20 protein-coding genes are annotated in these 24,492 nt (G+C 71.5%); 11 read left to right on the top strand and 9 right to left on the bottom strand.

Features of this window, described 5'->3' with window-relative positions; translation table 11 throughout:
- The first annotated feature begins 101 nt into the window (after positions 1-101).
- From AVS7_RS06395 to AVS7_RS06385, 3 genes are read left to right on the top strand one after another with little or no spacing between them, the layout of a single operon-like run.
- Complete coding sequence (locus AVS7_RS06395) at positions 102-3,410, top strand: bifunctional diguanylate cyclase/phosphodiesterase (RefSeq protein WP_024001048.1); 3,309 nt, start codon at positions 102-104, stop codon at positions 3,408-3,410.
- Complete coding sequence (locus AVS7_RS06390) at positions 3,407-5,887, top strand: EAL domain-containing protein (protein ID WP_020227596.1); 2,481 nt, start codon at positions 3,407-3,409, stop codon at positions 5,885-5,887. Before AVS7_RS06395 ends, AVS7_RS06390 begins: the two co-directional genes overlap by 4 nt.
- A gap of 40 nt (positions 5,888-5,927) precedes the next feature.
- On the top strand, positions 5,928-7,148 hold the full coding sequence (locus AVS7_RS06385; protein WP_024001046.1) for an FAD-dependent monooxygenase: 1,221 nt from the start codon (positions 5,928-5,930) through the stop codon (positions 7,146-7,148).
- A 51-nt stretch (positions 7,149-7,199) separates the two neighbouring features.
- On the opposite strand, the gene AVS7_RS06380 is transcribed toward AVS7_RS06385, so the two are convergent.
- The 4 genes from AVS7_RS06380 to AVS7_RS06365 form a co-directional block, all read right to left on the bottom strand.
- On the bottom strand, positions 7,200-8,456 hold the full coding sequence (locus AVS7_RS06380; protein ID WP_020227594.1) for an MFS transporter: 1,257 nt from the start codon (positions 8,454-8,456) through the stop codon (positions 7,200-7,202).
- Positions 8,457-8,561: 105 nt separating this feature from the next.
- Positions 8,562-9,371: a LytTR family DNA-binding domain-containing protein gene (locus AVS7_RS06375; protein ID WP_034690162.1), complete on the bottom strand. Its 810-nt coding sequence runs from the start codon at positions 9,369-9,371 to the stop codon at positions 8,562-8,564.
- Positions 9,331-10,488, bottom strand: a complete 1,158-nt coding sequence (locus tag AVS7_RS06370; protein ID WP_020227592.1) for a sensor histidine kinase — start codon at positions 10,486-10,488, stop codon at positions 9,331-9,333. Before AVS7_RS06370 ends, AVS7_RS06375 begins: the two co-directional genes overlap by 41 nt.
- Positions 10,485-10,775: a 2TM domain-containing protein gene (locus AVS7_RS06365; RefSeq protein ID WP_020227591.1), complete on the bottom strand. Its 291-nt coding sequence runs from the start codon at positions 10,773-10,775 to the stop codon at positions 10,485-10,487. Before AVS7_RS06365 ends, AVS7_RS06370 begins: the two co-directional genes overlap by 4 nt.
- Positions 10,776-10,927: 152 nt before the next feature.
- Here AVS7_RS06365 and AVS7_RS06360 point away from each other — a divergent pair, with 152 nt between their 5' ends.
- Complete coding sequence (locus tag AVS7_RS06360) at positions 10,928-11,752, top strand: undecaprenyl-diphosphate phosphatase (protein WP_034690161.1); 825 nt, start codon at positions 10,928-10,930, stop codon at positions 11,750-11,752.
- A gap of 57 nt (positions 11,753-11,809) precedes the next feature.
- Here the strand turns inward: AVS7_RS06360 and mog are convergent, their stop codons facing one another.
- Positions 11,810-12,400: a molybdopterin adenylyltransferase gene (gene mog, locus AVS7_RS06355; RefSeq protein WP_020227589.1), complete on the bottom strand. Its 591-nt coding sequence runs from the start codon at positions 12,398-12,400 to the stop codon at positions 11,810-11,812.
- Positions 12,393-13,055 (bottom strand): ribosome biogenesis factor YjgA, encoded by a 663-nt coding sequence (gene yjgA, locus AVS7_RS06350; RefSeq protein WP_020227588.1) that lies wholly within the window; start codon positions 13,053-13,055, stop codon positions 12,393-12,395. Before yjgA ends, mog begins: the two co-directional genes overlap by 8 nt.
- A gap of 40 nt (positions 13,056-13,095) precedes the next feature.
- On the opposite strand from yjgA, the gene pmbA reads away from it, so the two are divergent.
- Together pmbA and AVS7_RS06340 are read left to right on the top strand one after the other, a co-directional pair.
- On the top strand, positions 13,096-14,481 hold the full coding sequence (pmbA, locus tag AVS7_RS06345) for a metalloprotease PmbA (protein WP_020227587.1): 1,386 nt from the start codon (positions 13,096-13,098) through the stop codon (positions 14,479-14,481).
- Positions 14,481-15,377 carry an O-acetylserine/cysteine exporter gene (locus AVS7_RS06340; RefSeq protein WP_020227586.1) on the top strand — a complete coding sequence of 299 codons (897 nt, stop codon included), beginning with the start codon at positions 14,481-14,483 and terminating at the stop codon, positions 15,375-15,377. The genes pmbA and AVS7_RS06340 overlap by 1 nt, the downstream gene beginning before the upstream one ends.
- Here AVS7_RS06340 and AVS7_RS06335 read toward each other — a convergent pair.
- Positions 15,340-15,981, bottom strand: a complete 642-nt coding sequence (locus AVS7_RS06335) for an FMN-binding negative transcriptional regulator (RefSeq protein WP_020227585.1) — start codon at positions 15,979-15,981, stop codon at positions 15,340-15,342. The two genes, AVS7_RS06340 and AVS7_RS06335, sit on opposite strands and share 38 nt — an antisense overlap.
- A gap of 72 nt (positions 15,982-16,053) precedes the next feature.
- On the opposite strand from AVS7_RS06335, the gene AVS7_RS06330 reads away from it, so the two are divergent.
- The 5 genes from AVS7_RS06330 (at position 16,054) to AVS7_RS06310 (ending at position 22,148) form a co-directional block, all read left to right on the top strand.
- The gene (locus AVS7_RS06330; protein WP_020227584.1) at positions 16,054-17,526 is read left to right on the top strand and encodes a PLP-dependent aminotransferase family protein; all 1,473 of its coding nucleotides are present in this window, start codon (positions 16,054-16,056) and stop codon (positions 17,524-17,526) included.
- Between the two features lie 201 nt (positions 17,527-17,727).
- Positions 17,728-18,057: a DUF3649 domain-containing protein gene (locus AVS7_RS06325; protein WP_020227583.1), complete on the top strand. Its 330-nt coding sequence runs from the start codon at positions 17,728-17,730 to the stop codon at positions 18,055-18,057.
- The gene (locus AVS7_RS06320; protein ID WP_024001043.1) at positions 18,054-19,709 is read left to right on the top strand and encodes a PepSY domain-containing protein; all 1,656 of its coding nucleotides are present in this window, start codon (positions 18,054-18,056) and stop codon (positions 19,707-19,709) included. The genes AVS7_RS06325 and AVS7_RS06320 overlap by 4 nt, the downstream gene beginning before the upstream one ends.
- A complete protein-coding gene (locus AVS7_RS06315) occupies positions 19,709-20,038 on the top strand; it encodes a DUF3325 family protein (protein WP_024001042.1) in 330 nt (109 codons plus the stop codon). Before AVS7_RS06320 ends, AVS7_RS06315 begins: the two co-directional genes overlap by 1 nt.
- A gap of 118 nt (positions 20,039-20,156) precedes the next feature.
- Positions 20,157-22,148, top strand: a complete 1,992-nt coding sequence (locus tag AVS7_RS06310; RefSeq protein ID WP_024001041.1) for a TonB-dependent receptor domain-containing protein — start codon at positions 20,157-20,159, stop codon at positions 22,146-22,148.
- Positions 22,149-22,154: 6 nt separating this feature from the next.
- Here the strand turns inward: AVS7_RS06310 and hpaI are convergent, their stop codons facing one another.
- On the bottom strand, positions 22,155-22,958 hold the full coding sequence (gene hpaI, locus AVS7_RS06305; protein WP_020227579.1) for a 4-hydroxy-2-oxoheptanedioate aldolase: 804 nt from the start codon (positions 22,956-22,958) through the stop codon (positions 22,155-22,157).
- 2 nt (positions 22,959-22,960) lie between these two features.
- Positions 22,961-24,430: an NAD-dependent succinate-semialdehyde dehydrogenase gene (locus tag AVS7_RS06300; protein ID WP_020227578.1), complete on the bottom strand. Its 1,470-nt coding sequence runs from the start codon at positions 24,428-24,430 to the stop codon at positions 22,961-22,963.
- Positions 24,431-24,492 lie beyond the last annotated feature (62 nt).

The raw sequence follows: 24,492 nt of genomic DNA, 5'->3' as shown, positions 1-24,492 counted from the left end.
GCGCGCCTGAGGGAATAAACCGATGCGCGGCCCTGGGCCCTGGGGCTGGAGAGTCGATACACTCGTATCCACATGTATTCGACGCCATCCCTGGCCCTTCCATGAAGCCCCGGCTCTCTCCATCGCTGGCGCGGACCCGGTTGCCCGCAGGCCCGGTCGCCGTCGTGGCGATGGTGGTGGCCGTGCCGGCGCTGCTGGGGGTGCCGATGCTGCAGGGGCTGGGCGCGCTGGCGCTGGAGCCGCTGCTGGCCTTCGTCGCCGTCTTCGCCGGCCTGCTGGCCGTGGCCGTCTGCCTGCAGATGCTGGACGTGCGCGACCAGCACCGCGCCAACGTGCTGGTGCTGGGACTGTCGGTGGCGGCGGTCTGCAATTTCATGCACGCCATGCTGCAGTTGCAGGCCGGCGCCCCGCAGGCCGGCCAGGCGGCCGCCGGGGCCTTTTTCTCCATGGCCGCGCGCGGCGTGGAGGCGCTCACGCTGCTGCTGTTCGCCCTGCGCCTGCACATTCCGGGCGCGGGCATGGTCTGGGTGGCGGTGGCGGCGCTGGCCGCCATGCCGCTGCTGTGGACCGGCGCGGGGCCGCTGTCCGCCGGGTGGATGCAGGAGCAGGGCGGCGTGCGCCTGCTGCTGGCGAGCCTGGCCGCTGCCGTCGCCATGGCGGCTGCGGCGGGGCTGCTGCTGCGCCCCGGCGGGCCCGAGCGCGGCGGGCGCGTGCGCCTCATGGCCTGGGCCGCGCTGTGCATGGCGGCGGGCGAGGCGATGCTGGGCGTGCGCGTGTGGCTGGGGGACGAGGCGCTGCCGCTCGGATGGGCGGCCCATGCGCTGCGTGTCGCGGGGTATGCGCTGCTGTTCCAGGCGGTCTACACCTCCGGCGTGCGCCTGCCCTATGAGCGCGCGCGGCAGGCCGAGAGGCGCGTGCGCGAAAGCGGCCTGCGGCTGCAATCGCTGGGCCGCAACCTGCCGGGCAGCGTGCTCTACCAGCTGGTGCGCGAGCCCGACGGCCGGCGCTATTTCGTGCACGTGGGCGATGCCATCCTGCGCCTCAACGGCGTGCGCGCCGACGACGTGGTGCGCGATGCCACGGTGCTCTACGACCAGATCCTGCCCGAGGACCGGCCGCTCAACGCGCTGGCGGAAGAGCAGTCGTTCCACACGATGTGCGTGAGCGAATGCGTGGTGCGCATGCGGCGCACCGATGGCGAGGTGCGCTGGATGCGCATGAGCTCCTCCCCGCGCCGTCTCGATGCGGGCCGCGTGATCTGGGACGGCGTGCTGTCCGACGTGACGCAGCAGCGCGAGGCCGAGCGCCTGACGCGCGAGCGCGACGTGCAGCTGGCCAGCGTGCTGCAACACCTGCCCGGCGGCGTCTCGCGCGTGGACCGCCAGGGCCGGGTGCTGTACGTGAATCCGCTGCAGGCGCAGTGGCTGCGCTGCGCGCCTTCGGCCCTGGAGGGGCAGCTGCTGTCCGACGTGCTCACGCAGCCGTTCCTCTCGCGCCTGGACCCGCCGCTGCAGCGCGCGCTGCGGGGCGAGACCACCACGGCCGAGGTGGACATGGAAGGCCCCGACGGTCCGGTGGTCTGGCGCATCACCTTCGTGCCCGAGAGGGCGGGGGAGGAGGTGTCCTCCGTCGTCATCTTCGCCTACGACATCACCGAGCAGAAGCGCCTCGCGCACGAGCTGCGCCAGCAGCGCACGCAGCTGGCGGGCCTGGTGAACGCGATCCCCGATGTCGTGAGCCTCAAGGACGCGCAGGGGCGCTATGTCTCGGGCAACCCCGTGTTCGCGCGCTTCCTGGGGCGCAGCGAGCGCGAATTCGTCGGCCTCACCGATGCGCAGCTCCTGCCCGCCGGCGAAGCGCAGCGCGTGCAGGCGCTCGACCAGCGCGCCATGGCCGCCTGGCAGCCCCTGGTCGTGGAGGAAACCCTCACCTTCGCCGAGGACGGCTACAGCGGGCGCTTCGAGACCGTGAAGACCCCCATCCGCGATCAGCACGGGCGCGTGACCGGCGTGCTGAGCGTCTGCCGCGACATCACGGACCGCCAGCGCGCCGCGCAGGAGATCGAGCGCCTGGCCTTCTACGACCCGCTCACGGGGCTGCCCAACCGGCGCCTGCTGCTCGACCGCCTCGAGCACGCCATGGCCGCGTGCGAGCGGCACGGCCGCCTGGGCGCGCTGCTGTTCATCGACCTGGACAACTTCAAGGACCTCAACGACACGCTGGGCCACGACATGGGCGACCGCCTGCTGGCCCAGGTGGCGCAGCGCCTGGTGGAATGCGTGCGCGAGTCCGACACGGTGGCCCGCTTCGGCGGGGACGAGTTCGTCGTCATGCTCGAAAACCTGGAGCCCGCGCTGAGCCGGGCGGCGGGGCAGGCCGAGCGCGTCTCCGAGAAGCTGCTCGCGCGGCTCAACCAGCCGTTCGACCTGGGGTCGCAGCAGTACTTCAGCACGCCGAGCATCGGCATCACGCTGTTCGGCGAGCAGCGCTCCAGCGTGGACGAACTGCTCAAGCGCGCCGACCTCGCCATGTACCAGGCGAAGGCGGCGGGGCGCAACACCCAGCGCTTCTTCGACCCCGACATGCAGGCGGCGGTGAACGCGCGCTCGCAGCTCGAAGCCGACCTGCGCCAGGGCCTGGCGCGTTCCGAGCTGAGCGTGCACTTCCAGCCCGTGATGGACGAGCGCACCCGGCTGTGCGGCGCCGAGGCGCTGGTGCGCTGGCGCCACCCCGAGCGCGGCATGGTGAGCCCGGCCGAATTCATCCCCCTGGCGGAGCAGACCGGCCTCATCGTGCCGCTGGGCCGCATGGTGCTGCGGCTGGCATGCGAGCAGCTCGTGCGCTGGAGCCACCATGCCTCCACGCGCGGCCTGAGCATTTCCGTGAACGTGAGCGCGCGGCAGTTCCGCCAGCCCGACTTCGTGGCCGACGTGCTCGGCACGCTGGCCGAGACGGGCGCGCAGGCGGGCCTGCTCAAGCTGGAACTCACCGAAAGCCTGCTGCTCGGCGACGTGGAGGACACGGCGCAGCGCATGGGCCTGCTGCAGCAGCAGGGGGTGGGGTTCGCGCTGGACGACTTCGGCACCGGCTACTCCTCGCTGTCCTACCTCAAGCGGCTGCCGCTCGCGCAGATCAAGATCGACCAGGGCTTCGTGCGCGATGTGCTGGCCGACCCGAACGACGCCGCCATCGTGCGCACCATCCTCGCGCTGGCCAAGAGCATGGACCTGCAGGTGGTGGCCGAGGGCGTGGAGAGCACCAGCCAGCTGGCCTTCCTCAAGCTGCACGGCTGCGACGGCTTCCAGGGCTACCTGTTCGGCCGCCCCTGCACGGCCGAGCAGTTCGAGGCCGAGCATCTGCCCGAGCTGGGCCCGCATTCCCAGGCGCTCGCCACGCCCGCCCTGCCATGAGTGCACGCATAGCCTGGATCGACCCCGACCCGCAGCACGCGCGCCGCGCGCTCGGGCTGCTGGCCCACACCGACGCATGCGCGGGCTGGCTGGCCATGCCCGTGCCCACGCCGGACTTCGGCATGGCGCCGCTGCAGGGCTGGAGCGCCGTGGTGCTGTGCCTGGCGCCGCACGCCACGCAGCTTCCCGCCTGGGCGCTGGAGCATCCGCACTGGCCCGTACTGCTGTGCCTGGTGCCCGGCCAGGAGGCGCTGGCCGCGCGGGCGCTGCGGGCCGGCGCCGGCGATGCCGGGGGCGACTACGTGGTGCGCCACCCGGATGCCGACCACGTGCCGGAGCTGCTGCGCCGCCTGGCCGCGCTGGTGGAGCGCTCCGGCCGCAGCGCCGGAGGCGACGCCGCCGAGCCGCTGCGCCAGCAGATCGCGCGCATGCGCACGGCGCTGGCCAGCATGAGCCAGGGCATTTTCCAGACCGGGCCGGACGGACGCATCAACGTCTACAACCAGCGGGTGCTGCAGCTGCTGGACCTGCCCGAGCAGCTCATGGCCGGGCATCCCACGCTGGCCGAACTCACCGAGCTGCAGGCGCACCGCGGCGACTTCGGCACCACCTACGACCTGGTGGACATGCGCGGGCGCGACTACATCGCCGAGGGCGCGGTGCGGATCTCGCCCGAGGTCTACTGGCGCAAGACCCGCGACGGCCGCACCTTCGAGGTGCGCACCAAGACGCTGCCCGACGGCGGGCTGGTGCGCACTTTCGCCGACGTGAGCGACTACGTGCGCGTGCAGTCCGAGCTGCAGACCAGCGAGGCGCGCTTCCGCAGCCTGTGCGACCTGTCCTCCGACTGGTACTGGGAGCAGGACGCGCAGTACCGCTTCACCGATTTCGCGGGCGTCTCCGCGCACAAGGACGCGCGGCTCGAATCCATGCTCGGGCGCACCTGCTGGGACACGCCCGCCCTGAACATGCGCGAGGAAGACTGGGCGGCCCACCGCCGGCTGCTGGCGGCCCGCCAGCCGTTCCGCGACCTGGAGCTGCAGCGCGTGGGTGCGAACGGCCAAGCCTACTGGATGGCGCTCAGCGGCGTGCCCATCATCGACGCCTCCGGCGTGCTGCGCGGATACCGCGGCGTGGGCCGCAACATCACCGAGCGCAAGCGCGTCGAGGGCGAGATCGAGCGGCTGGCCTTCTACGACATGCTCACCGGCCTGCCCAACCGGCGCCTGTTCCTCGACCGCCTGCAGCGCGCCTGCGTGGGCCTGCAGCGCAGCCAGCGCCACGCGGCGCTGCTGTTCATCGACCTGGACAACTTCAAGGACCTCAACGACACGCGCGGCCACGATACCGGCGACCAGCTGCTCGCGCAGGTGGCCGAGCGGCTGCGCGCCTGCATGCGCGCCAGCGACACCGTGGCGCGCTTCGGCGGCGACGAATTCGTGGTGCTGGTCGAGAACCTCGCGGGCCAGCGCCCCGCCGCCCAGCAGGACGCGGACAAGCTCGCGCGCAAGATCGCCGGCGTGCTCAGCCAGCCCTACGCGCTGGGCAGCGGGCCGGCGCACCACAGCACGCCCAGCATCGGCCTCACGCTGTTCGGCCACCCGCCGGCCGCGCCGGAGGAACTGCTCAAGCAGGCCGATTTCGCCATGTACCAGGCCAAGGCCGCGGGCCGCAACGCCGTGCGCTTCTTCGACCCCGGCGTGCTCGCCGCGATGAGCGCGCGTTCCGAGCTGGAGACCGAGCTGCGCCACGGCATCGCGCGCGGGGACCTGCGGCTGCACTACCAGCCCGTCGTCGATGCCCAGGGCCGCATGGTCGGCGCCGAGGCGCTGGCGCGCTGGCAGCACCCGGTGCGCGGCATGGTCAGCCCGGCCGAATTCATCCCGCTGGCCGAGCAGAGCGGGCTCATCCTGCCGCTGGGGCGCTGGGTGGTCGAGAGCGCCTGCGCCCAGCTCGCGGCCTGGGCCCGGCAGGCGGCCACGCGGCAGCTCGTGCTGTCGGTGAACGTGAGCGCGCGCCAGTTCCGCCAGCCCGACTTCGCCGACCAAGTGCTGGGCGCGCTGCGCGCCAGCGGCGCCTCGGCCCGGCTGCTGCGGCTGGAGCTCACCGAAAGCCTGCTGCTCACCGACACCGAAGAGATGATCGCCAAGATGGAGTACCTGCGTGCCCAGGGCGTGGGCTTCTCGCTGGACGACTTCGGCACCGGCTACTCGTCGCTGTCCTACCTCAAGCGGCTGCCGCTGGACCAGCTCAAGATCGACCGCGGCTTCGTGCGCGACCTGCTCACCGACCCCAACGACGCCGCCATCGTGCGCACCATCCTCGCGCTGGCCCAGAGCCTGGACCTGGGCGTGGTGGCCGAGGGCGTGGAGACCACGGGCCAGCTCGACTTCCTGCAGCGCCACGGCTGCCAGGCATTCCAGGGCTACCTGTTCGGCCGGCCGGTGCCCATGGAAGACCTCGAGCGGCGGCTCTGAGACCACGTCCTAACGCCCGGATGGGCCGACAATCGCAGGCATGCACAAACAGGTCTTGATCGCAGGCGGCGGCATCGGAGGGCTGGCCGCCGCCCTGGGCTGCTCGCGCGCGGGCTGGGAGGTGCGGCTGTACGAACGCGCGGACGCGTTCACCGAGGTGGGCGCCGGCGTGCAGATCGGCCCCAACGTCGTGCGGCGCCTGCAGGCCTGGGGCCTGCAATCCGCGCTGCAGGCCGTGGCGGCCTTCCCCGACCGGCTGCAGGTGCGCAGCGCGCAGGGCGGCCGCGAGCTGGCCAGCCTGCGGCTGGGCGCCACCGTCATCGAGCGCTATGGCGCCGCCTACGCCACCATCCACCGCGCCGACCTGCACGGCCTGCTGTTCCAGGCCGTGCGCGGGCGGCCCGAGGTGCACCTCAACCTGGGCCAGGCCGTCGAACGCCATGCCGAGGAGGGCGGGGCCGTCACCCTGCGCCTGGTGCGCGGGGACGGCACGGCCGTGGAGGTGGAGGGCGACGCCTTCATCGGCGCCGACGGCCTGCGCAGCGGCACGCGCGCGCGCCTGCTGGGCGAGACGCCCACGCGCGTGTCGGGCCACCTGGCCTACCGCGCCGTCGTGCGGCAGGACGCGCTGCCCCAGGCGCTGCGCACCACGCGCGTCACCGCCTGGCTGGGGCCGCGCCTGCACGTGGTGCAGTACCCGCTGCGCCGCGGCGAGCTGATAAACGTGGTGGCCATCCGCCACGGCACGCCGCCCGCCGACCTGGAAACCTGGGACCACGGCGCCAACGCGCAGGAGCTGGAGGCCGCCCTGGCCGGCACCTGCACGGCGCTGCAGGACCTGGTGCGCGCGGTGCCCCAGGCCGGCAGCGGCTGGCGCCTGTGGCCGCTGCTCGACCGCCCGCCCATCGCCGGCCCGCACGAGATGGCGCGCGGCCTCGTCGCGCTGCTGGGCGATGCGGCCCACCCCATGCGCCCCTACCTGGCGCAGGGCGCCGGCATGGCCATCGAGGATGCGGCCGAACTGCAGCGCGCCCTGGCCATGCACGACCTCGACGTACCCTTGCGCCTGCGCCGCTACGCGCTCAACCGCTGGCAGCGCAACGCCCGCGTGCAGGAGCGCTCGCGCCGCAACGGCACCATCTTCCACGCCACCGGCCCCCTGCGCTGGGGGCGCGACATGGCGCTGCGCCTGCTGGGCGAGCGCATCCTGGACGTGCCCTGGCTCTACCGGGGCGATGGCTCCAGCGCCAGTCTGCTTTGATTTCGATAGCTGCTCGCGCTTGATGGATAAGCGCTGGAGGCCGATTCTGTTCTAAACGTCCTGCGGCGGGCGGGGCAGCAGCCGGAACGCCAGCGCCCCCAGCGCCAGCAGCGCCGCGATGCAGCCCATCACCGCCACGAACGGGTCCATGCCCCGCCCCTTGGCCAGCGACGCCACCAGCCCCGTGAACCACTGCATGGCCGCCACGCCCAGGAACATGGCCATGGTGAACACCGCCATGGCGCGCCCCGTGAGCTGGGCCGGATAGGCCGCGCGCACGTCGGCGTACTGCAGCACGATGTAGCCCGACAGCAGGCCCGTGGCCAGCATGCAGGCCACGTCCACCCAGGCCGAATGCACCAGCGCCATGGCCACGAAGAGCAGCGCCATCAGCAGCGTGCAGACCACGATCCAGCCGCGCCGCGTGGCTGCGCCCGGGTTGATGCGGCCGAACACCATCGGCCCGCACAGCGCCACCACCGACAGGGCCAGCGCCACGTTGCCGCTGTCCACCAGCGAGAAGCCGTGGCGCTCGATCAGCATGGGCCCCAACCACAGGCCGCGCAGGGAAATGAGGGCCGCATAGCTCACCGCGCCCAGCGCCACGATGCCCCAGGTGTGCGGCAGGGCGAAGAGGGCGGCGAAGCGCGCCACTGCCTCGCGCACCGATTCCCGCGGCATGCCGTGCGCGGGGCCGGGTGCGGGCTCGTGCACGCCACGCCAGATCCACAGCCACGCGGCCAGCGCCATCAGCGCCAGCACCACGAAGCCCGTGCGCCACGACCATTGCTGGACCAGCCAGGCCAGCGGCGTACCAGTGAACAGCATGCCCAGCGTGCCCAGCGCCATCGACAGGCCCGATAGGGACGCGAAGCGTTGCGGCGCGAAATGCCGCGCGATGAACACCGTGCACACCAGGAAGGCCGGCGCGCAGCCCACGCCGATCAGCGCCTGCCCCAGCACCAGCGTGCCATAGCCCGGCGCCGCCGCCGACAGCAGCGCGCCCGCGATGCACAGCGGGAACGCGGTGAGCACCGTGCGCCGCACGCCGTACAGGTCGATGCCGATGCCCATGAAGAGCTGCATGGCTCCGAAGGCGAAATGGAACGTGCCGGCGAACACCCCCAGCGCCTGGGGCGACAGGTGGAGCTCGGCCTGCAGCGGTGCGGCCAGGATGGCCGCCACGGTGCGGAAGGCCGAACTCAGCGCGAAGCCCGAGGTGAGGGCCACCAGCATCATCAGCGCCACGCGCGGCGGCAGGGGGGCGGGTGGGGCAGACGGTGCGGGAGCGGGCGTGGCGCGGGTCATGGGCCGCAAGGCTACCCGATCGCACCGGCTCGCGCTGGGATACCAGGGAAAACCGGACCCAGCGCTTATCTGGAAAGCGCGAGCAGCTATGAAAGAAGAAGCGGGCTACATGCCCTTGAACAGGTGCGCGTACAGCCGGCTCACGGCCAGCCGCTCGGGGCGGCCGCGCAGGCGCAGGTGCAGGCGGCCCGATTCGTCGCGCACCGCGCTGTCGATGGCGCCTGCGCGCACCAGGGTGCCGCGGTGCACCTGCCAGAACTCGGCGGGGTCGAGCTGCGCGGCCAGCTCCTTGAGCGGCGTGCGGATCAGGTGCTCGCGCTCGGCGGTGAGCACCCGCACGTACTTGTCGGCGGCTTCGAAATACAGCACCTCGGCCACGGGCACGAAGTGGATCTGCGACCCGCTGCTGGCCTGGATCACCTCCAGCCGCGCGGCGGCGGGCGCGGGCGCGCCCAGGGCCGGCGCCTGAACCAGCTCGCGCAGCTGGGCCAGCGTCTGCTCCAGTGCGGGCGTAGCGCGCTGCTGCAGCGCCTGCTGCAGCTTGCGCACCGTCTGCTCCAGACGCGCGGGCTGCACGGGCTTGAGCAGGTAGTCCACGGCCTGCGCCTCGAAGGCCTGCACGGCGTACTGGTCGTAGGCGGTCACGAAGACCAGCGCGGGGAAGGGGCGCGCAGTGGTGTCCCAGGCGTCGGCCAATTCCACGGCGGCCTCCAGCCCGCTCTGGCCGGGCATGCGGATGTCGAAGAACAGTACGTCGGGCTGCAGGTGCAGCGCCTCGCGCGCGGCGGCGAGGCCGTCGGCCACGGTGGCGGCGATGTGCAGCGCGGGCCACGCGCGGGCCAGCTCGTGCTGCAGCGCGGCGGCCAGCAGCGGCTCATCCTCGGCAATCAAGGCCCTGGGCGGTGAGGTGTTCATGGGGTTGGGCGTTCAAGGGAAAAGTGACCGTGGCGCTTGTGCCGCCTGCGCTGCCAGCTATTAATTCGAGAGTGCCGGCGGCTCCGTAGAGCGTGGCGAGCCGCTCGCGCACCTGCTGCAGTCCGAAGCCGCTGCCGCCCTGTGCGCCGCTGTTCAGCCCGGCGCCCGTCAGCCCGGCGCCCGTGTCGCGCACGGCCAACTGGATGCGCGCGTCCTCCAGCAGGCGCGCCTGCACGTCGATGCGCCCGCCCTCCACCTGCGGCTCCAGGCCATGGCGGATGGCGTTCTCCACCAGCGGCTGCAGCAGCAGGGGCGGCACGCTGGCCTGCGCGAGCGATTCGGGCAGGTCCAGCGTGAAGGCCAGGCGCGGGCCCATGCGCACGGCCATCAGCGCCAGGTAGTCGGCCACGCGCGCGAATTCGTCGGCCAGCGGGTGCAGCGTGCCGCGCGAGGCGCCCAGCGTGGCGCGCAGGTAGGCGATCAGGTGGTCCAGCATGGCCTGGGCGCGCGGCGGGTCGGTGGCCACGAGCACGCGCAGGTTGGCCAGGGTGTTGAACAGCATGTGCGGTTCGAGCTGCGCCTCCAGCAGCTTCAGGCGCGCCTCGGCGGCATCGCGCTGCGCCTGGGCGATGGTGGCTTCGAGGAAGCGCGCCTTGCCCCGGCTGTAGAAGAGGAAGCAGATGGCGGCGCTGGCCGCGACGGTGATGACCAGGGTGGAGGCGAAGTCGTGCTGCTGCGCGAGTGCCAGCACGTCGAACGTGCCGCCGCTGTACAGGTTGCCGATGGCGGTGCCCACGACGAAGCCGAATGTGGTGCCCGCCAGCATGAGCAGCCAGCCCCGCCAGCCGTGCGGCCATGGCACGGCGCTGCCGCGCGTGAGCGCGATGCGCCCCAGGTCGATGAAAAGCCAGCTCAAGGTGCCGATCGGCAGCGAGTAGGCGAGGTTGGTGTCCCATGCGCCCTTGCCCGCCAGCGTGACGCCGAGCGCGATGAGGCAGCAGAAGACCACATTGATCAGCAGGCGGCTGGCGATGGCGGAAGGCTGGTCGATGGGGCGGCGCATGGCGGAGGTGTCGTTGGCCGGCCCATTGTGCAGCGGCCGGGCGGCGCCGGTCACCGTGCGCTGCCTTCGCGCTCTTGCAGGGCGCGGCGTTCGCGCTGCAGCAGCCGGTCGTACCAGCCGCCGCCGGGCAGGGCCAGCCACACGGCCGCGCCGTGCAGCAGCAGCCCCAGGCCCCAGCCCAGGGCGGGGTACATGGCCCAGTGCCGGCCCTGGTGGGCCGACAGGGCGGCGAGCAGCAGGTTCACGGCCACGTAGACGCAGGCGTGCAGCAGCCAGCCGAGCTTGGCGCCCGCGCGGCGGCGGGCGAGGCGTTCGAGGTCTTCGGGGTGTGCGGTTCGCATGGCGTGTCTCCTTTCGTGCATGGAGGCACTGTGCGCGCGCGCCGCCGGCCCCGCTACCGCCTTGCGACGAATGGCGCCAGGGCCGCGCGAGACGCTTTCGCGGGGGTGGGAATGGATAATCCGCGCTCTTGCCGTTTTCTCAGGACACCCGCGTGGATCTTCTTTTGCTGGCCAAGGCCGCCGTCATGGGCGTGGTCGAGGGCCTGACCGAATTCCTTCCCATCTCCTCCACAGGCCACCTGATCCTCGCCGGCGCGCTGCTCGGCTTCGACGATGCCAAGGCCAAGGTCTTCGACATCGCCATCCAGACCGGCGCGATCTTCGCCGTCATCCTCGTCTACTGGCAGCGCATCCGCGATACGCTGGTGGCCCTGCCCACGCAGCGCCAGGCGCAGCGCTTCGCGCTGAACGTGCTCATCGGCTTCGTGCCCGCCGTGGTGCTGGGGCTGCTGCTGGGCAAGGCGATCAAGGCACACCTGTTCACGCCCGTGGTGGTGGCCAGCACCTTCATCGTCGGCGGCTTCATCATCCTGTGGGCCGAGCGGCGCCAGCAGACGGCCGTGCGCATCCAGTCGGTGGACGACATGGGGCCGATGGACGCGCTGAAGGTGGGGCTGGTGCAATGCCTGGCGATGGTGCCGGGCACCAGCCGCAGCGGCGCCACCATCATCGGCGGCATGCTGCTGGGGCTGTCGCGCAAGGCGGCGACGGACTATTCGTTCTTCCTGGCCATTCCCACGCTGATCGGCGCGGGCGTCTACAGCCTCTACAAGGAGCGCGCGCTGCTGTCGGCGGCCGACGTGCCGCTGTTCGCGGTGGGGCTGGTGTTCTCGTTCATCAGCGCCTGGCTGTGCGTGCGCTGGCTGCTGCGCTACATCAGCAGCCACAGCTTCGTGCCGTTCGCCTACTACCGCATCGTTTTCGGCGTGGTGGTGCTGCTGACCGCGTGGTCGGGCGTGGTGACCTGGGCGGATTGATTCAAGAACGATAGCTGCCAGCGCTTGCCAGGCAAGCGCTGGAGGCCGATTTGACTATCAATCCGGCCGCACGTGCCGCACGGCCGTCTTGGGCCGGAACGCCTTGCACACGGCGGCGCGCGTTTCCAGGTACGGCCCTTTGAGCAGGTCGATGCAGTAGGGCACGGCCGCGAAGATGCCGGGCGTATCCGGCAGCCCTTCGAGCGTCTCGGCAATGGCCTTGGGCTGGCCCGGCAGGTTGATGATGAGGCACTGGCCCCGGATCACGGCAACCTGGCGCGAGAGGATGGCCGTGGGCACGAAGCGCAGGCTGATCTGGCGCATCTGCTCGCCGAAGCCGGGCATTTCCTTGTCGGCCACGGCCAGCGTGGCCTCGGGCGTCACGTCGCGCAGCGCGGGGCCGGTGCCGCCGGTGGTCAGCACGAGGCTGCAGCCGGCATCGGCCAGTTCGATGAGCGTGGCGCTGATGGTGGCCTGGTCGTCGGGGATCAGGCGCGGCTCGAAGGCGATGGGGTTGTGCAGCGCGCGCCCCAGCCAGTCGTTGAGTGCGGGCAGGCCCTTGTCCTCGTAGACGCCGCCGCTCGCGCGGTCGCTGATGGAGACGATGCCGATCTTGACCGGCTCGGGCGGGGGCAGCGTGTCAGGCATCGGCTTGTCGCTCCTCATGGGCCGCCAGCTCGGCGGCATCCTGCATCTGCTCGCGCACGAGCTGGAACAGCTCGCGGTAGGCGCGGCCCTTGCGCGGGGCCAGGCCCTGCGATTCGGCCACCTTGGCATCGTGTGCGGCGGGAGCGTCCTTGCGCGCCTGGCGGATCAGCGCGCGGATCTGCTGCGTGTCGGTACGCGGGAACTGCTCCAGCCACTGGGCGAGCGCGCCGTCGTCGGCGATGAGCCGGTCGCGCCAGTGCTCGGCCTGGTGCAGCGCCAGCTTCTCGGCTGCCGAGCCGTTCTGCTGCTCGTCCAGCGCGGCGTGGATGGCGTCCCGCTGCGCGTCCTCCAGCTTGCGCATCAGCTTGCCGACGAACTGCATCTGCCGGCGCTTGCCTTCGAAGTTGGTGATGCGCTTGGCTTCGGCCAGCGCCTCCTGCAGCTTCTCGGGCAGTTCCAGGCGCGCGAACAGGTCGCCGCGCAGCGTGAGCAGCGCCTGGCCCAGCGACTGCAGGGCCTCGCTTTCGCGCTTGAGGTCGGTCTTGCTCGATTCCGACGTGCCTTTGAGTTCGGCCTTGAGCTGAAGGTCCAGCTCGCTGCCCTCGGCAACGAAGTGGCCCTTCACGTAATAGCCTTTTTTGGGTTTGCGTGACATGGGTTTGCTCGCGGAAGGGGCCGGTATCATAGCCGCCGCTATGAATACACCCGTCTCCGAGCCTGAAAGCGGCTTCAGCTACTCCCGCGATTTCTTTGAAGACCTCGTCGATCAGGCCCTGCGGCACGCCAGGAAGCTCGGCGCCACCGACGCCGGCGCCGATGCGTCCGAAGGCTGCGGCCTGTCGGTCAACGTGCGCAAGGGCGCACTGGAGACGGTGGAGCGCAACCGCGACAAGTCGCTGGGCGTGACCGTCTACATGGGCAAGCGGCGCGGCAACGCGAGCACGTCCGATTTCTCGCCCGCCGCCGTGCAGCGCACCGTGCAGGCCGCCTACGACATCGCCCGCTTCACGGCCGAAGACCCCGTGGCCGGGCTGCCCGACGAGGCCGACATCGCGCCCCAGGCGGAGCACCGCGATCTGCAACTGTTCCACCCCTGGCCCATCACCAGCGAAGAGGCTGCGCGCCTAGCGCTCGAATGCGAGGAGGCGGCCTTCAAGACCCACAAGCGCGTGACCAACAGCGAGGGCGCGGGCGTCTCGGCGCAGCAGAGCCACTTCTTCAGCGCGCACACGCGCGGCTTTCGCGGCGGATACGCCAGCTCGCGCCACAGTATCTCGGTGGCGCCGATCGCCTCGCTGCCCGGCCGCAACGCCGAGATGCAGCGCGACGCCTGGTACAGCTCCATGCGCGACGCGCGCGAGCTGGCCGCCCCTGCCGCCGTGGGCCGCTACGCCGCCGAGCGGGCGCTCTCCCGCCTGGGCAGCCGCAAGATCGCCACCACCGAATGCCCCGTGCTGTTCGAGTCGCCCCTGGCCGCCGGGCTGCTGGGCGGCTTCGTGCAGGCCGTGAGCGGCGGCGCGCTCTACCGCAAGAGCAGCTTCCTCGTCGATGCGCTGGGCAAGCAGGTCTTCGCCAAGCACATCGACGTGCGCGAGGACCCGTTCATCCTCGGCGGCAAGGGCAGCTCTCCGTTCGACGAGGAGGGCGTGCGCGTCGCACCGCGCCAGGTGGTCGATGGCGGGCGGGTGGAGGGCTACTTCCTCAGCACCTACTCGGCACGCAAGCTCGGCATGAAGACCACGGGCAACGCGGGCGGCTCGCACAACCTCACGCTCACCTCGCGGCTCACGCGGGCGGGCGACGACCTCGATGCGATGCTGCGCAAGCTCGGCACGGGCCTGTTCGTCATCGAGCTCATGGGCCAGGGCGTGAACTACGTGACGGGCGACTACTCGCGCGGCGCGAGCGGCTTCTGGGTGGAGAACGGCCGCATCGCCTACCCGGTGCACGAGATCACCATCGCCGGCAACCTCAAGGACATGCTGATGGGCATCGAGGCCGTGGGCGCTGACGCCTACAACTACGGCGCCAAGACGGTGGGCTCCATCCTCGTCAACCGCATGAAGGTCGCCGGCAGCTGATGGGCCCCGCGCTCTCGCGGCCGGACTGGGCCAAGGCCCTCGTCGTGGTCGTGATCTGGGGGCTGAACTTCGTCGTCATGAAGTGGGGGCTGGCCACGCTCTCGCCCCTGCTGCTGTGCGCGCTGCGCTTCATCGCCGCGTCGCTGCCGCTGCTGCTGTTCGTGCCGCGCCCGCGCAACCTGCCGTGGAGCCTGCTGGCCGCCTACGGGCTGGCGCAGGGCGTGGGGCAGTTCGGCCTGCTGTTCACCGGCATGCGCCTGGGCATGCCGGCGGGCATGGCCTCGGTGGTGCTGCAGACGCAGGCGTTCATCACGCTGCTGCTGGCCGCCGCGCTGCTGGGCGAGCGCCCGCAGCGCTGGCAGTGGTGGGGTTTGGCCGTCGCCACGCTGGGGCTGCTGGCCATCGGCAGCGCGCACGGCGATTCGGCGCGGGACATGACGCTGGCCGGCTTCCTGATGACCGTGGGCGCGGCGGCGCTGTGGGCCACTTCCAACCTGCTCACGCGCCACGCGGCGCGCCATGGCCCCTACGAGCCCGTGCCCTTCATCGTGTGGAGCAGCCTGTTCCCCGTGGTGCCGCTGCTGCTGCTCTCGGCGTGGCTGGAGGGGGACATGGCCGCGCAGCTCGCCGCCTTCGGCTGGCGCGAGCTGGCCGTGGTGGGCTACCTCGCGGGCCTCTCCACCCTGGTGGGCTATGGCCTGTGGACGCGCCTGCTGCAGCGCTACCCGGCCAGTACCGTGGCGCCGCTGTCGCTGCTGGTGCCGGTGGTGGGGCTGCTCTCGGCCTTGCTGCTGCTGGGCGAGCGGCCCTCGGCGCTGCAGTGGCTGGGCACGGCGGGCGTGCTGCTGGGCATGGTGGTCAACCAGTTCGGCGGGCGCTGGCGGCGGCGAGCATAGCCTCGCCCACCAGGCGCTCGCCGCGGGCGGCGAGCGCCTCGCCCGCGCCCTGGATGTCGCGCGCTTCCTTGTTCTGGCTCAGCTTGGCCTTGCCCTCCAGGCGGGTGATCTCGATCTCGATGCCGACGATGGCCTTGAGCAGCGTGTCGATGAAGTCCTGGGGCGCATCCGTCATCTTCCAGGGCACGGGCTGGCCGGCCTCGTGCGTGCGGGTGAGGCGGCCCACCATGCCGCGCACGTAGCGCTCGTCGTCACGGATGGTGACGCGCCCGTGGGCGTGGGCCACGAGATAGTTCCAGGTGGGCACCTGCCTGTGCAGTTCCTGCTTGCTCGGATACCACTGCGGCGAGATGTAGGCGTCGCCCGCGCGGAAGATCACGAGCACCTCGTCGCCATTGGCCAGTTCCTGCCACACGGGGTTGGCACGCGCCACGTGGCAGTGCAGCATGCCCTGCGCGCCTTCCTGCGCGCGCAGCTCGAACGGCAGGTGGTTGGCGTCCAGGCCCTTGGCGCCGTGGGTGACCAGGGTGCCCATGGGGTGCCGGGCGATGAGGCCGTGCAGGACCTCGGGGCGGGATTCTTCGAAGTGGGCGGGGGTGTACATGGCGGCGATTGTTCGTCTATCCTGGTTCAGGAAGGTGTACCAGTTTCGCTTTATTTTCGTGGACCACAACGCATGCCGCGCACCGCCAAGACACCGCAGATCCCCGCCATCGGCCCGCTCGACCGCAGCGCCGGCGCGCTCGGGCGCCAGCTGGCGCAGAAGCTGCGCGACGCGGTGAAGGGCGGCGGGCTCCAGCCGGGGGAGTCGCTGCCGTCGACGCGCGCGCTGGCCGAATCCCTGGGCATCGCCCGCGGCACGGTGGTCCAGGTGTACGAGCAACTGATGGCCGAGGGCTTCCTGGTGTCGTGCCCCGGCGTGGGCACGCAGGTCGCGCCGTCTTTGGCGGGCGTGCCGCGCAAGGGGGCGGCGCGCGGCATGCCGCTGCCCCCGCTACCGCCTGCGGCGGAGGCATTCGCCCGGGTGGCCTCGCAGTTCACGCCGCTGCCGCCCGTGCCGTTCGCCGTCTCCGTGCCCGTGGGCATGGCGGCGCCCGGCCTGGCGTGGCGCCGCCTGGGCAACCGCATCCGCGCCCATGGCGCGGGCGCGCCTGGCGGCTATGGCGACCCCCAGGGCGCGCTGCCGCTGCGGGAGGCCATTGCCGACTACGTCCGGCGGTCGCGCTCCGTGCACTGCGGCGCGGAGCAGGTCATCGTCGCCACGGGTACGCAGCAGGGGCTGTTCCTCGCCTGCATGGTGCTGCTGGGGCAGGACGATTGCGCCTGGGTGGAGAACCCCGCCTATCTGGGCATCACGGCCCTCCTGGACGCGTTGGCGCCCGGACGGATGGTGCGCGTGCCCGTGGACGAGGAGGGCATCGACGTCGCGGCCGGCCTGCGCCTGTGCCCCGGCGCCCGCGCCGCGTTCGTCACGCCGTCGCACCAGTACCCTCTGGGCATGCCCATGGGCATGGCGCGGCGCAACGCGCTGCTGGACTGGGCGCGCGCCCGCTCGGCGTGGATCGTGGAGGACGACTACGACAGCGAGCTGCGCTACACGGGCCACCCGTTTCCCTCGCTGCAAGGGCTGGACCCCGGGCGGGTGGTCTACCTGGGCACTTTCAGCAAGATCCTCTTTCCCTCGCTGCGGCTCGGCTATGCCGTCGTGCCGCCCGCGCTCGTGCAGGCGTTCCGCGGCGCCCGCGCGCTCATGGACCGGCACCCGCCCAGCGCCGACCAGCACGTGCTGGCCGCCTTCATCGCGGAAGGGCACCTGGACCGGCACATCCGGCGCATCCGGGGCGTCTATGCGCAGAGCAGGGCCCAGCTCTTGCAGATCCTGCAGGAGGCGCTGCCCGGCGGCCTGGCATGGCTGCAGCCGAGCGACCAGGGCATGCACTGCGTGCTGTGGCTGGCGCCGCGCATCGACGACCGGGCGGTCGCCCTCCAGGCCGTGCGGGCCGGCGTGGCGGTGCGCCCGCTGTCGCCGATGTATGCGCCCGGCAGCGGCCGGCCGGGGCTGGTGCTGGGCCTGGGGGCGTTCCCGGCGGAGCAGGTCGCGGAGGCCGCGCGGCGGCTGGCAGCCGTCATCGCCGCGGCTGCCGCGTGAGAGCGATGCGCAAAAAAGAGAGCTGGCTGCGCTTGCTGCTACTGGGCTTCGATAGAAAACCCTTCTGAAACCATTGCTGGACAAGCGCGGCCAGCTCCATTTTTGATAGCCCTCAAAATAGGTAATAAAAATTATTATCATTACCGTTTTTGACAAAGCGCCTTCCGGCACTACGGAAAGGCGCCAGAAAGGACCGAACGGATGGTTTCCCTTGCACCGGCAGCCAAGCCGCCGCCCTCGCTGCGGCGCTACCGCGCGGCGGTAGCTTCGCGCACCGTCGCCGCCGTGGCCGGCGGCTACCTGCTCGCGGCGGCGGGCGCGGCGGTGGGCGCGCATGCGATGGCCGGGCTGGGCATGCCACGCGCCGACGCGGCGCTGGCCTCGACCCTGCTGGCCTTCATCGTCCACGCCGTGGCGGCGATGTGGGCATTCGGCTGCGCCAGCGCCTGGCGCGCATGGGCGGGCGTGTGCCTGCCCGGCGCGGTGCTGGCGCTGGCCGCCTGGTGGCTGCAGCGCGGGGGGACGGCATGAGGCCCGACGGCAAGCCCGAGGGGCTGCGGCAGTCCATGTCGTGGCTGCATACCTGGAGCGGCCTGCTGCTGGGCTGGCTGCTCTACGCCGTGTTCTTCACCGGCACGCTGAGCTATTTCCGCGACGAGATCGACGACTGGATGCGGCCCGAGCTGCACGCCTCCGTGCCCGGCCCCGAGACGGCGCAGCGCGCGCTGGACGCCATGCAGCGCATCGCGCCCGAGGCCACCACCTGGACGCTCTCGCTGCCCGGCCCGCGCCAGACGGCGGTGGAAGCCTCCTGGCGCGAGCCGGGGGCCGCGCAGGGCCGCGCCGGGCTCAAGCGCGCCACGCTGGACGCCGCCACGGGCGAGCGCATCGAGCCGCGCGAGACGCGCGGCGGCGCCTTCCTCTACCGCTTCCACTTCGAGCTGTACGCCATGCCGCGCGTGTGGGGCCGCTGGATCGTGGGCATCGCCACCATGTTCATGTTCGTGGCCATCCTCAGCGGCGTCATCACGCACAAGAAGATCTTCACGGACTTCTTCACCTTCCGCCCCAAGAAGGGCCAGCGCTCGTGGCTCGACGCGCACAACGCCACGGCCGTGCTGGCGCTGCCGTTCCACATCGTCATCACCTTCAGCGGCCTGGTGCTGCTGATGTTCATGCTCATGCCCTGGGGCATCCAGGCCATCTACGGCGGCGACACGAACGCCTATTTCGCCGAAGTGCGCGGCGCCCGCCCGCAGGCAACGGCGCAGGGCGAGCGCCAGCGCGGGGGCAGGCAGGAGGCCGGGGCCGCGGCGCTGGCACCCGTCGCGCCGCTGATGGCCGAGGCCGCGCAGCGCTGGCCCGTGCACGGCGTGGGCAGCATCACCGTGAACGCGCCCGGCACGCCGCGCGCCACCATCGAGCTGCGCGAGGGCGGCGGCGAGAGCCTGGCCAACCGCGGCCAGGCGCGCACGCTGCTGTTCGACGGCGCCACGGGCCGGATGCGCGATCGGCCCGAGCCGGCCGCGCCCTCGTGGGTGCGCGCCACGAGCAACGTGGTCACGGGCGTGCACCTGGGCCGCTTCGCCGAGCCCGCCGTGCGCTGGCTGCTGTTTCTCTCCGGCGTGGTCGGCACGGTGATGGCGGCCACGGGCATGGTGCTGTGGGTGGTCAAGCGGCTGCCCGAGCGCCGCAAGCTCGGGCGCACGCCGTTCGGCCACCGGCTGGTGGAAGTGCTCAACGTGGGCTCCATCGCCGGCCTGTCGGTCGCCACGGCCGCGTATTTCTGGATGAACCGGCTGCTGCCCGCGGGGCTGGAGGCGCGCGGCGACTGGGAGATCCGCGGCTTCTTCATCGCCTGGCTGCTGTGCCTGCTGCACCCGCTGGTGCGCACGCACCGCCGCGCGTGGCTGGAGCAGATGTTGCTCGCCGCGCTGCTGTTCGCGCTGCTGCCGGTGCTCAACCCGCTGACGGGCGGCGCCTCGCTCGCGCAGAGCGTTCCGCACGGGCAGTGGAGCATCGCCGGGTTCGACCTGACCATGCTGGCGCTGGCCGCGTTGCACGGCTGGGTGGTCTGGTGGCTGCTGCGCGGAAAGCCCGCCGCAAAGCCCGCGCCGCGCGCGGCGGCACCCGCCACCGGCGGCGTGGCCGTGAAGGCGCAGGCCTGGGAGCGGGCGCAATGATGGCCTGGTCTGCCCTGTTCCTGGCCTTCGCGGCCTTCACCGCCATTGCCGCGTCGATGGAGCGGCACGGGGACGACCTGCGGCTCGCACCGCAGGGCCGTGCGCTGGCCTGGCGCGCGGGCGGCTACGGCCTGCTGGCCGCCTCGCTGCTGCCGTGCCTCGTGCGCTGGAACGCATCGGTGGCGGTCACGGCGTGGCTGGGCCTGCTGACCTTCGCCGCGCTGGCGCTGGGGCTGCTGCTCACCTATGCGCCCCATGCGGCGCGGCGTGCGGCGCCCGCGGCCGGTGCCGTGGGGCTGCTGGCCGCGCTGCTCTCCCTTCCGCTCTGACTTTTCCGCCGGCCTTCCTGCGCCCCGGGGCGCGGGAAGGCCCTTCCATCCCAGGCCCCGCGCGCGGGGCCGGGCCGCGCACGCCCTGCGCGCGGCTTGTTCATCCACAGGAGACTCCATGCATTCGATTTCCAGCCCTTTCCCTCCATCGCGCATGCGCTGGGCCGCACGCCTGGCGGCCGGCGTGCTCGCGGGCGGCGCGGCCTCGTGGGCGCAGGCCCAGGCCGGCGCCGCGCAGCCCGAGGCCAAGCTGTCCGCCGTGGTGGTGACCGCCACGGGCTACGAGCAGGCGCTGTCGGACGCGCCCGCGTCCATCACCGTGGTCACGCAGGAGCAGCTCGAAGGCAAGCGCTACCGCGACGTGACCGACGCGCTGCAGGACATTCCCGGCATCTCCATCGAAGGCGGCGCGGGCGGCAAGATCGAGTCCACGCAGGTCTACATGCGCGGGCTGGGCGAGGACTACGTGCTGTTCCTCGTCGACGGCAAGCCGCTGGGCTCGTCCTCGCAGGCGTACTACAACGGCTTCGGCAGCGCCACGCAGGTGGGCTGGCTGCCGCCCGTCTCGGCCATCGAGCGCATCGAGGTCATCCGCGGGCCGATGTCGTCGCTCTACGGATCGAGTGCGCTCGGCGGCGTGATCAACATCATCACCAAGAAGGTGGCCAGCGCCTGGACCGGCAGCGTCACCGTGGACGGCGTATTGCAGGAGCGCTCGGATGCGGGCGGCGAGCACCAGGAGCGCTTCTACCTGAGCGGCCCCATCGTCTCCGACCGCCTGGGCCTCACGCTGTACGGCTCGCGCTTCCAGCGCAGCGAGGACGGCTTCACTGGCGGCTACGCCGCCAAGGAGCGCAAGGACCTCACGGCCAAGCTGGCCTGGAAGCTCACCGGCGCCCAGACGCTGGGCCTGGAGGCGACGCACGGCGAGAGCGACAACACGCGCACGGCGCGCACCGGCGCGGCCGGTTCGGTGAACAACGAGCGCGACTACTTCGCGCTGACGCACGACGTGGACTGGGGCGCGGGTGCGCGCACCAGCTCCTTCATCACGCGCGAGGAGGTGGAGATCACCAATGGCAGCAACCATTCTGAATACGCCGCCACCTTCGCCAACACCAAGACGGTGCTGCCGATGGGCAGCCACATGCTCTCGTTCGGCGGCGAGTACAAGAAGGAGAGCACCAACCACGACGCGAGCCGCTTCCCCGGCTCGCGCATGACCGACCTGTCGCGCTGGCAGATGGCGCTGTTCGCGGAGGACGAATACTTCCTGAACGACCAGCTCTCCGTGGTCGGCGGCCTGCGCTACGACCGCAACGAGCACTACGGCAGCGAGTGGATTCCGCGCCTGTACGGCGTGTACCGTCTGACGCCCGAGTTCGTGCTCAAGGGCGGCGTCAGCGGCGGCTACAAGGCGCCCACGCTCAAGCAGGCTGACGACAACATCGTCGAGATCGCCGCGCGCGGCGCCGCGTGGGACATGGGCAACAAGGACCTCAAGCCCGAGAAGAGCACCAACTACGAGATCGGCCTGAACTGGACTTCGCCCGAAGGCGCCAACGCCGGCGTGACGGTCTACCGCACCAGCTACAAGGACAAAATCAGCACGCAGACCATCTGCACCAGCCCCGCCTCGGCGCCCGACTGCCACTACAACGGCGAGACGCGCCAGCGCATCAACCAGTACGTGAACGTCAGCTCCGCCGACCTGACCGGGCTGGAGGCCTCGCTGAGCATGCCGCTGGGCGCGGTGCGGCTGTCCACGTCCTACACCTTCACCGACAGCGAGATCAAGAGCGGCGCCGACGTGGGCAAGCCCCTGAACAACCTGCCGCGCCACATGCTGAACCTGGGCGCGGACTGGAGCGTGACCGGCCCGCTCAAGCTCTGGGGCAAGGCGCGCTACAAGGGCAAGACCATCGACGGCGGCACCAGCCAGCTGCCGGCCTACACGCTGGTGGACCTGGGCGCCACCTACCAGGTGAACAAGAACCTGCGCCTGTTCGGCGGCCTCTACAACCTGCTGGACAAGGAAGTGAGCACCGCAGACTACGGCAAGACCCTCGACGGCCGGCGCCTGTACGTGGGCCTGACCGCCGATTTCTGAGGCCGTTCAATACGCTGCGCCGGGCGCGCCCGGCGCGGTCACGGCGGCGCCCGCGAACTGGGTGCGCAGCTTGCGCGCCGCGTTGGCGAACATGAGCACGTCCACGCCCACGGCCACGAAGGTGCAGCCCAGGTCGAGGTAGCGCTGGGCGAGCGCCGGGTCCGACGTGAGCGTGCCCGCGGCCTTGCCGCTGGCGATGATGGTCTTCATCGCGCCCTCGATGGCGGCCTGCACCTCGGGGTGGCCGGGGTTGCCCCGGTGGCCCATCGACGCGGCGAGGTCCGCCGGGCCGATGAATACGCCGTGCACGCCGTCCACCGCGCAGATGGCCTCCAGGTTGCCGAGCGCGGTGACGGTCTCGGCCTGCACCAGCAGGCAGACCTCGTCGTCGGCCACGGCCAGGTAGTCGGCGCGGCTGCTCCAGCGCGACGCGCGTCCCACGGCGCTGCCCACGCCGCGCACGCCCTTGGGCGGGTACTGCGTGGCGGCGACGATGTCGCGGGCTTGGCTTGGCGTATCGACCATGGGCACCAGCAGCGATTTCGCGCCGATGTCCAGCATCTGCTTGATGAGGGCGGTGCTGCCCTCCACCACGCGCACCACGGGCTGGCCGGGGTAGGGCGCCATGGCCTGCAGCGCAGCCAGGGTGCTGCGCAGGTCGTTGGGGGCATGCTCGCCGTCGATCAGCAGCCAGTCGTAGCCGCAGGTGGCGGAGGCTTCGGCCAGGTACGGGTCGGCCATGGAGAGCCACAGGCCGATCTGCGCCTGTTTGTTCGCCAACGCAGTCTTGAAGGGGTTGTGTGCGGGCATGTTCAGTCCAGTTGGCCTTGGCAGACGTACTTGATGTGCAGGTAGTCCTCCAGCCCGTGCGTCGATCCCTCGCGCCCGTAGCCCGACTCCTTCACACCGCCGAAGGGCGCGGCCTCGGCCGAGATGGCGCCTTCGTTGATGCCGACGATGCCGGATTCGAGCGCATCGGCCACGCGCCAGATGCGGCGCACGTTCTGGCTGTAGAAATAGGCGGCGAGGCCGAAGGGCGTGTCGTTGGCGGCGGCGATTACCTCGGCTTCGTCGTCGAACACGGTCAGCGGCGCGACGGGGCCGAAGGTTTCCTCGCACGCGCATTGCATGGACGCATCGGCCCCCGCGAGCACGGTGGGAGCGTAGTAGGTGGCTCCCAGCTCGCTCAGGCGCTTGCCGCCGGTGAGCACCTTGGCGCCCTTGGCGACGGCGTCCTGCACGTGGCGCTCGATCTTCTCCACCGCGCGGTCGTTGATCATGGGGCCGATCTGCGAGGCCGGGTCGCTCGCCGGGCCCACTTTCAGCGCGCCGACGCGCGCGGAGAGCTTGGCGGCGAAGGCGTCGAACACGGCGCGATGCACGAACACGCGGTTGGGGCACACGCAGGTCTGGCCGCCGTTGCGGAACTTGGCGGCCATGAAGCCTTCGACGGCGGCATCCACGTCGGCGTCGTCGAACACGATGAAGGGCGCGTTGCCGCCCAGCTCCAGCGAGAGCTTCTTGAGCGTGTCGGCGCTGCGGCGCGCGAGGTGCTTGCCCACGGGCGTGGAGCCGGTGAAGGTGATCTTGCGCACGCGCGCATCGTCGAGCCACACGTCCACCACCTCGGGCGTCTTCTCGCGCGATGCGGTGACGATGTTGAGCACGCCGGGCGGCACGCCCGCCTCGTGCGCGAGCAACACCAGCGCGAGCGAGGTGAGCGGCGTGTCCTCGGCAGGCTTGCAGACCACGGTGCAGCCTGCGGCCAGCGCGGGCGCGATCTTGCGCGCGATCATCGCGGCGGGAAAGTTCCACGGCGTGATCGCGGCCACCACGCCCACGGGCTCGCGCAGCGCGAACATGCGCCGGCCGGGCAGCGGCGCGGGGATCACCTCGCCGTTCATGCGCGTGGCCTCCTCGCCGAACCATTCGATGTAGCTCGCGGCATAGGCCACCTCGCCCTTGCCCTCGGCCAGGGGCTTGCCCTGTTCGAGGGAGATCAGCTTGCCCAGGTCGTCCTGGTGCGCCAGCACGAGGTCATTCCAGCGCTTGACGATCGCCGCGCGCTGCTTGGCCGGCACCTTGCGCCATGCCGAAAAGGCGTTGTGGGCGGCGTCCAGCGCGGCGCGGGCCTCTGGAGCGCCGCTGTCGGGCACTTCTGTGATGACGTCGCCGGTGGCCGGGTCGGTGACGGCCAGGCGTGCGGTGGGCGTGGCGCTCCAGGCGCCGCCGATGAAGTTGGCGCTGCGGATCAGGTCGGTGCGGGTGAGGGTGAGCGGCATGGCGTTATGAGTCAAATCAGCCGCCAGCGCCTGATGGGAAAGCGCAAGCAGCTATGGTTTCA

The sequence above is a fragment of the Acidovorax sp. MR-S7 genome, from assembly GCF_000400995.2.
In the GTDB taxonomy this organism is placed as follows: domain Bacteria; phylum Pseudomonadota; class Gammaproteobacteria; order Burkholderiales; family Burkholderiaceae_C; genus MR-S7.
Note: the sequence above shows the minus strand (reverse complement) of the source record. Positions and strands in the feature narration are given on the sequence as shown.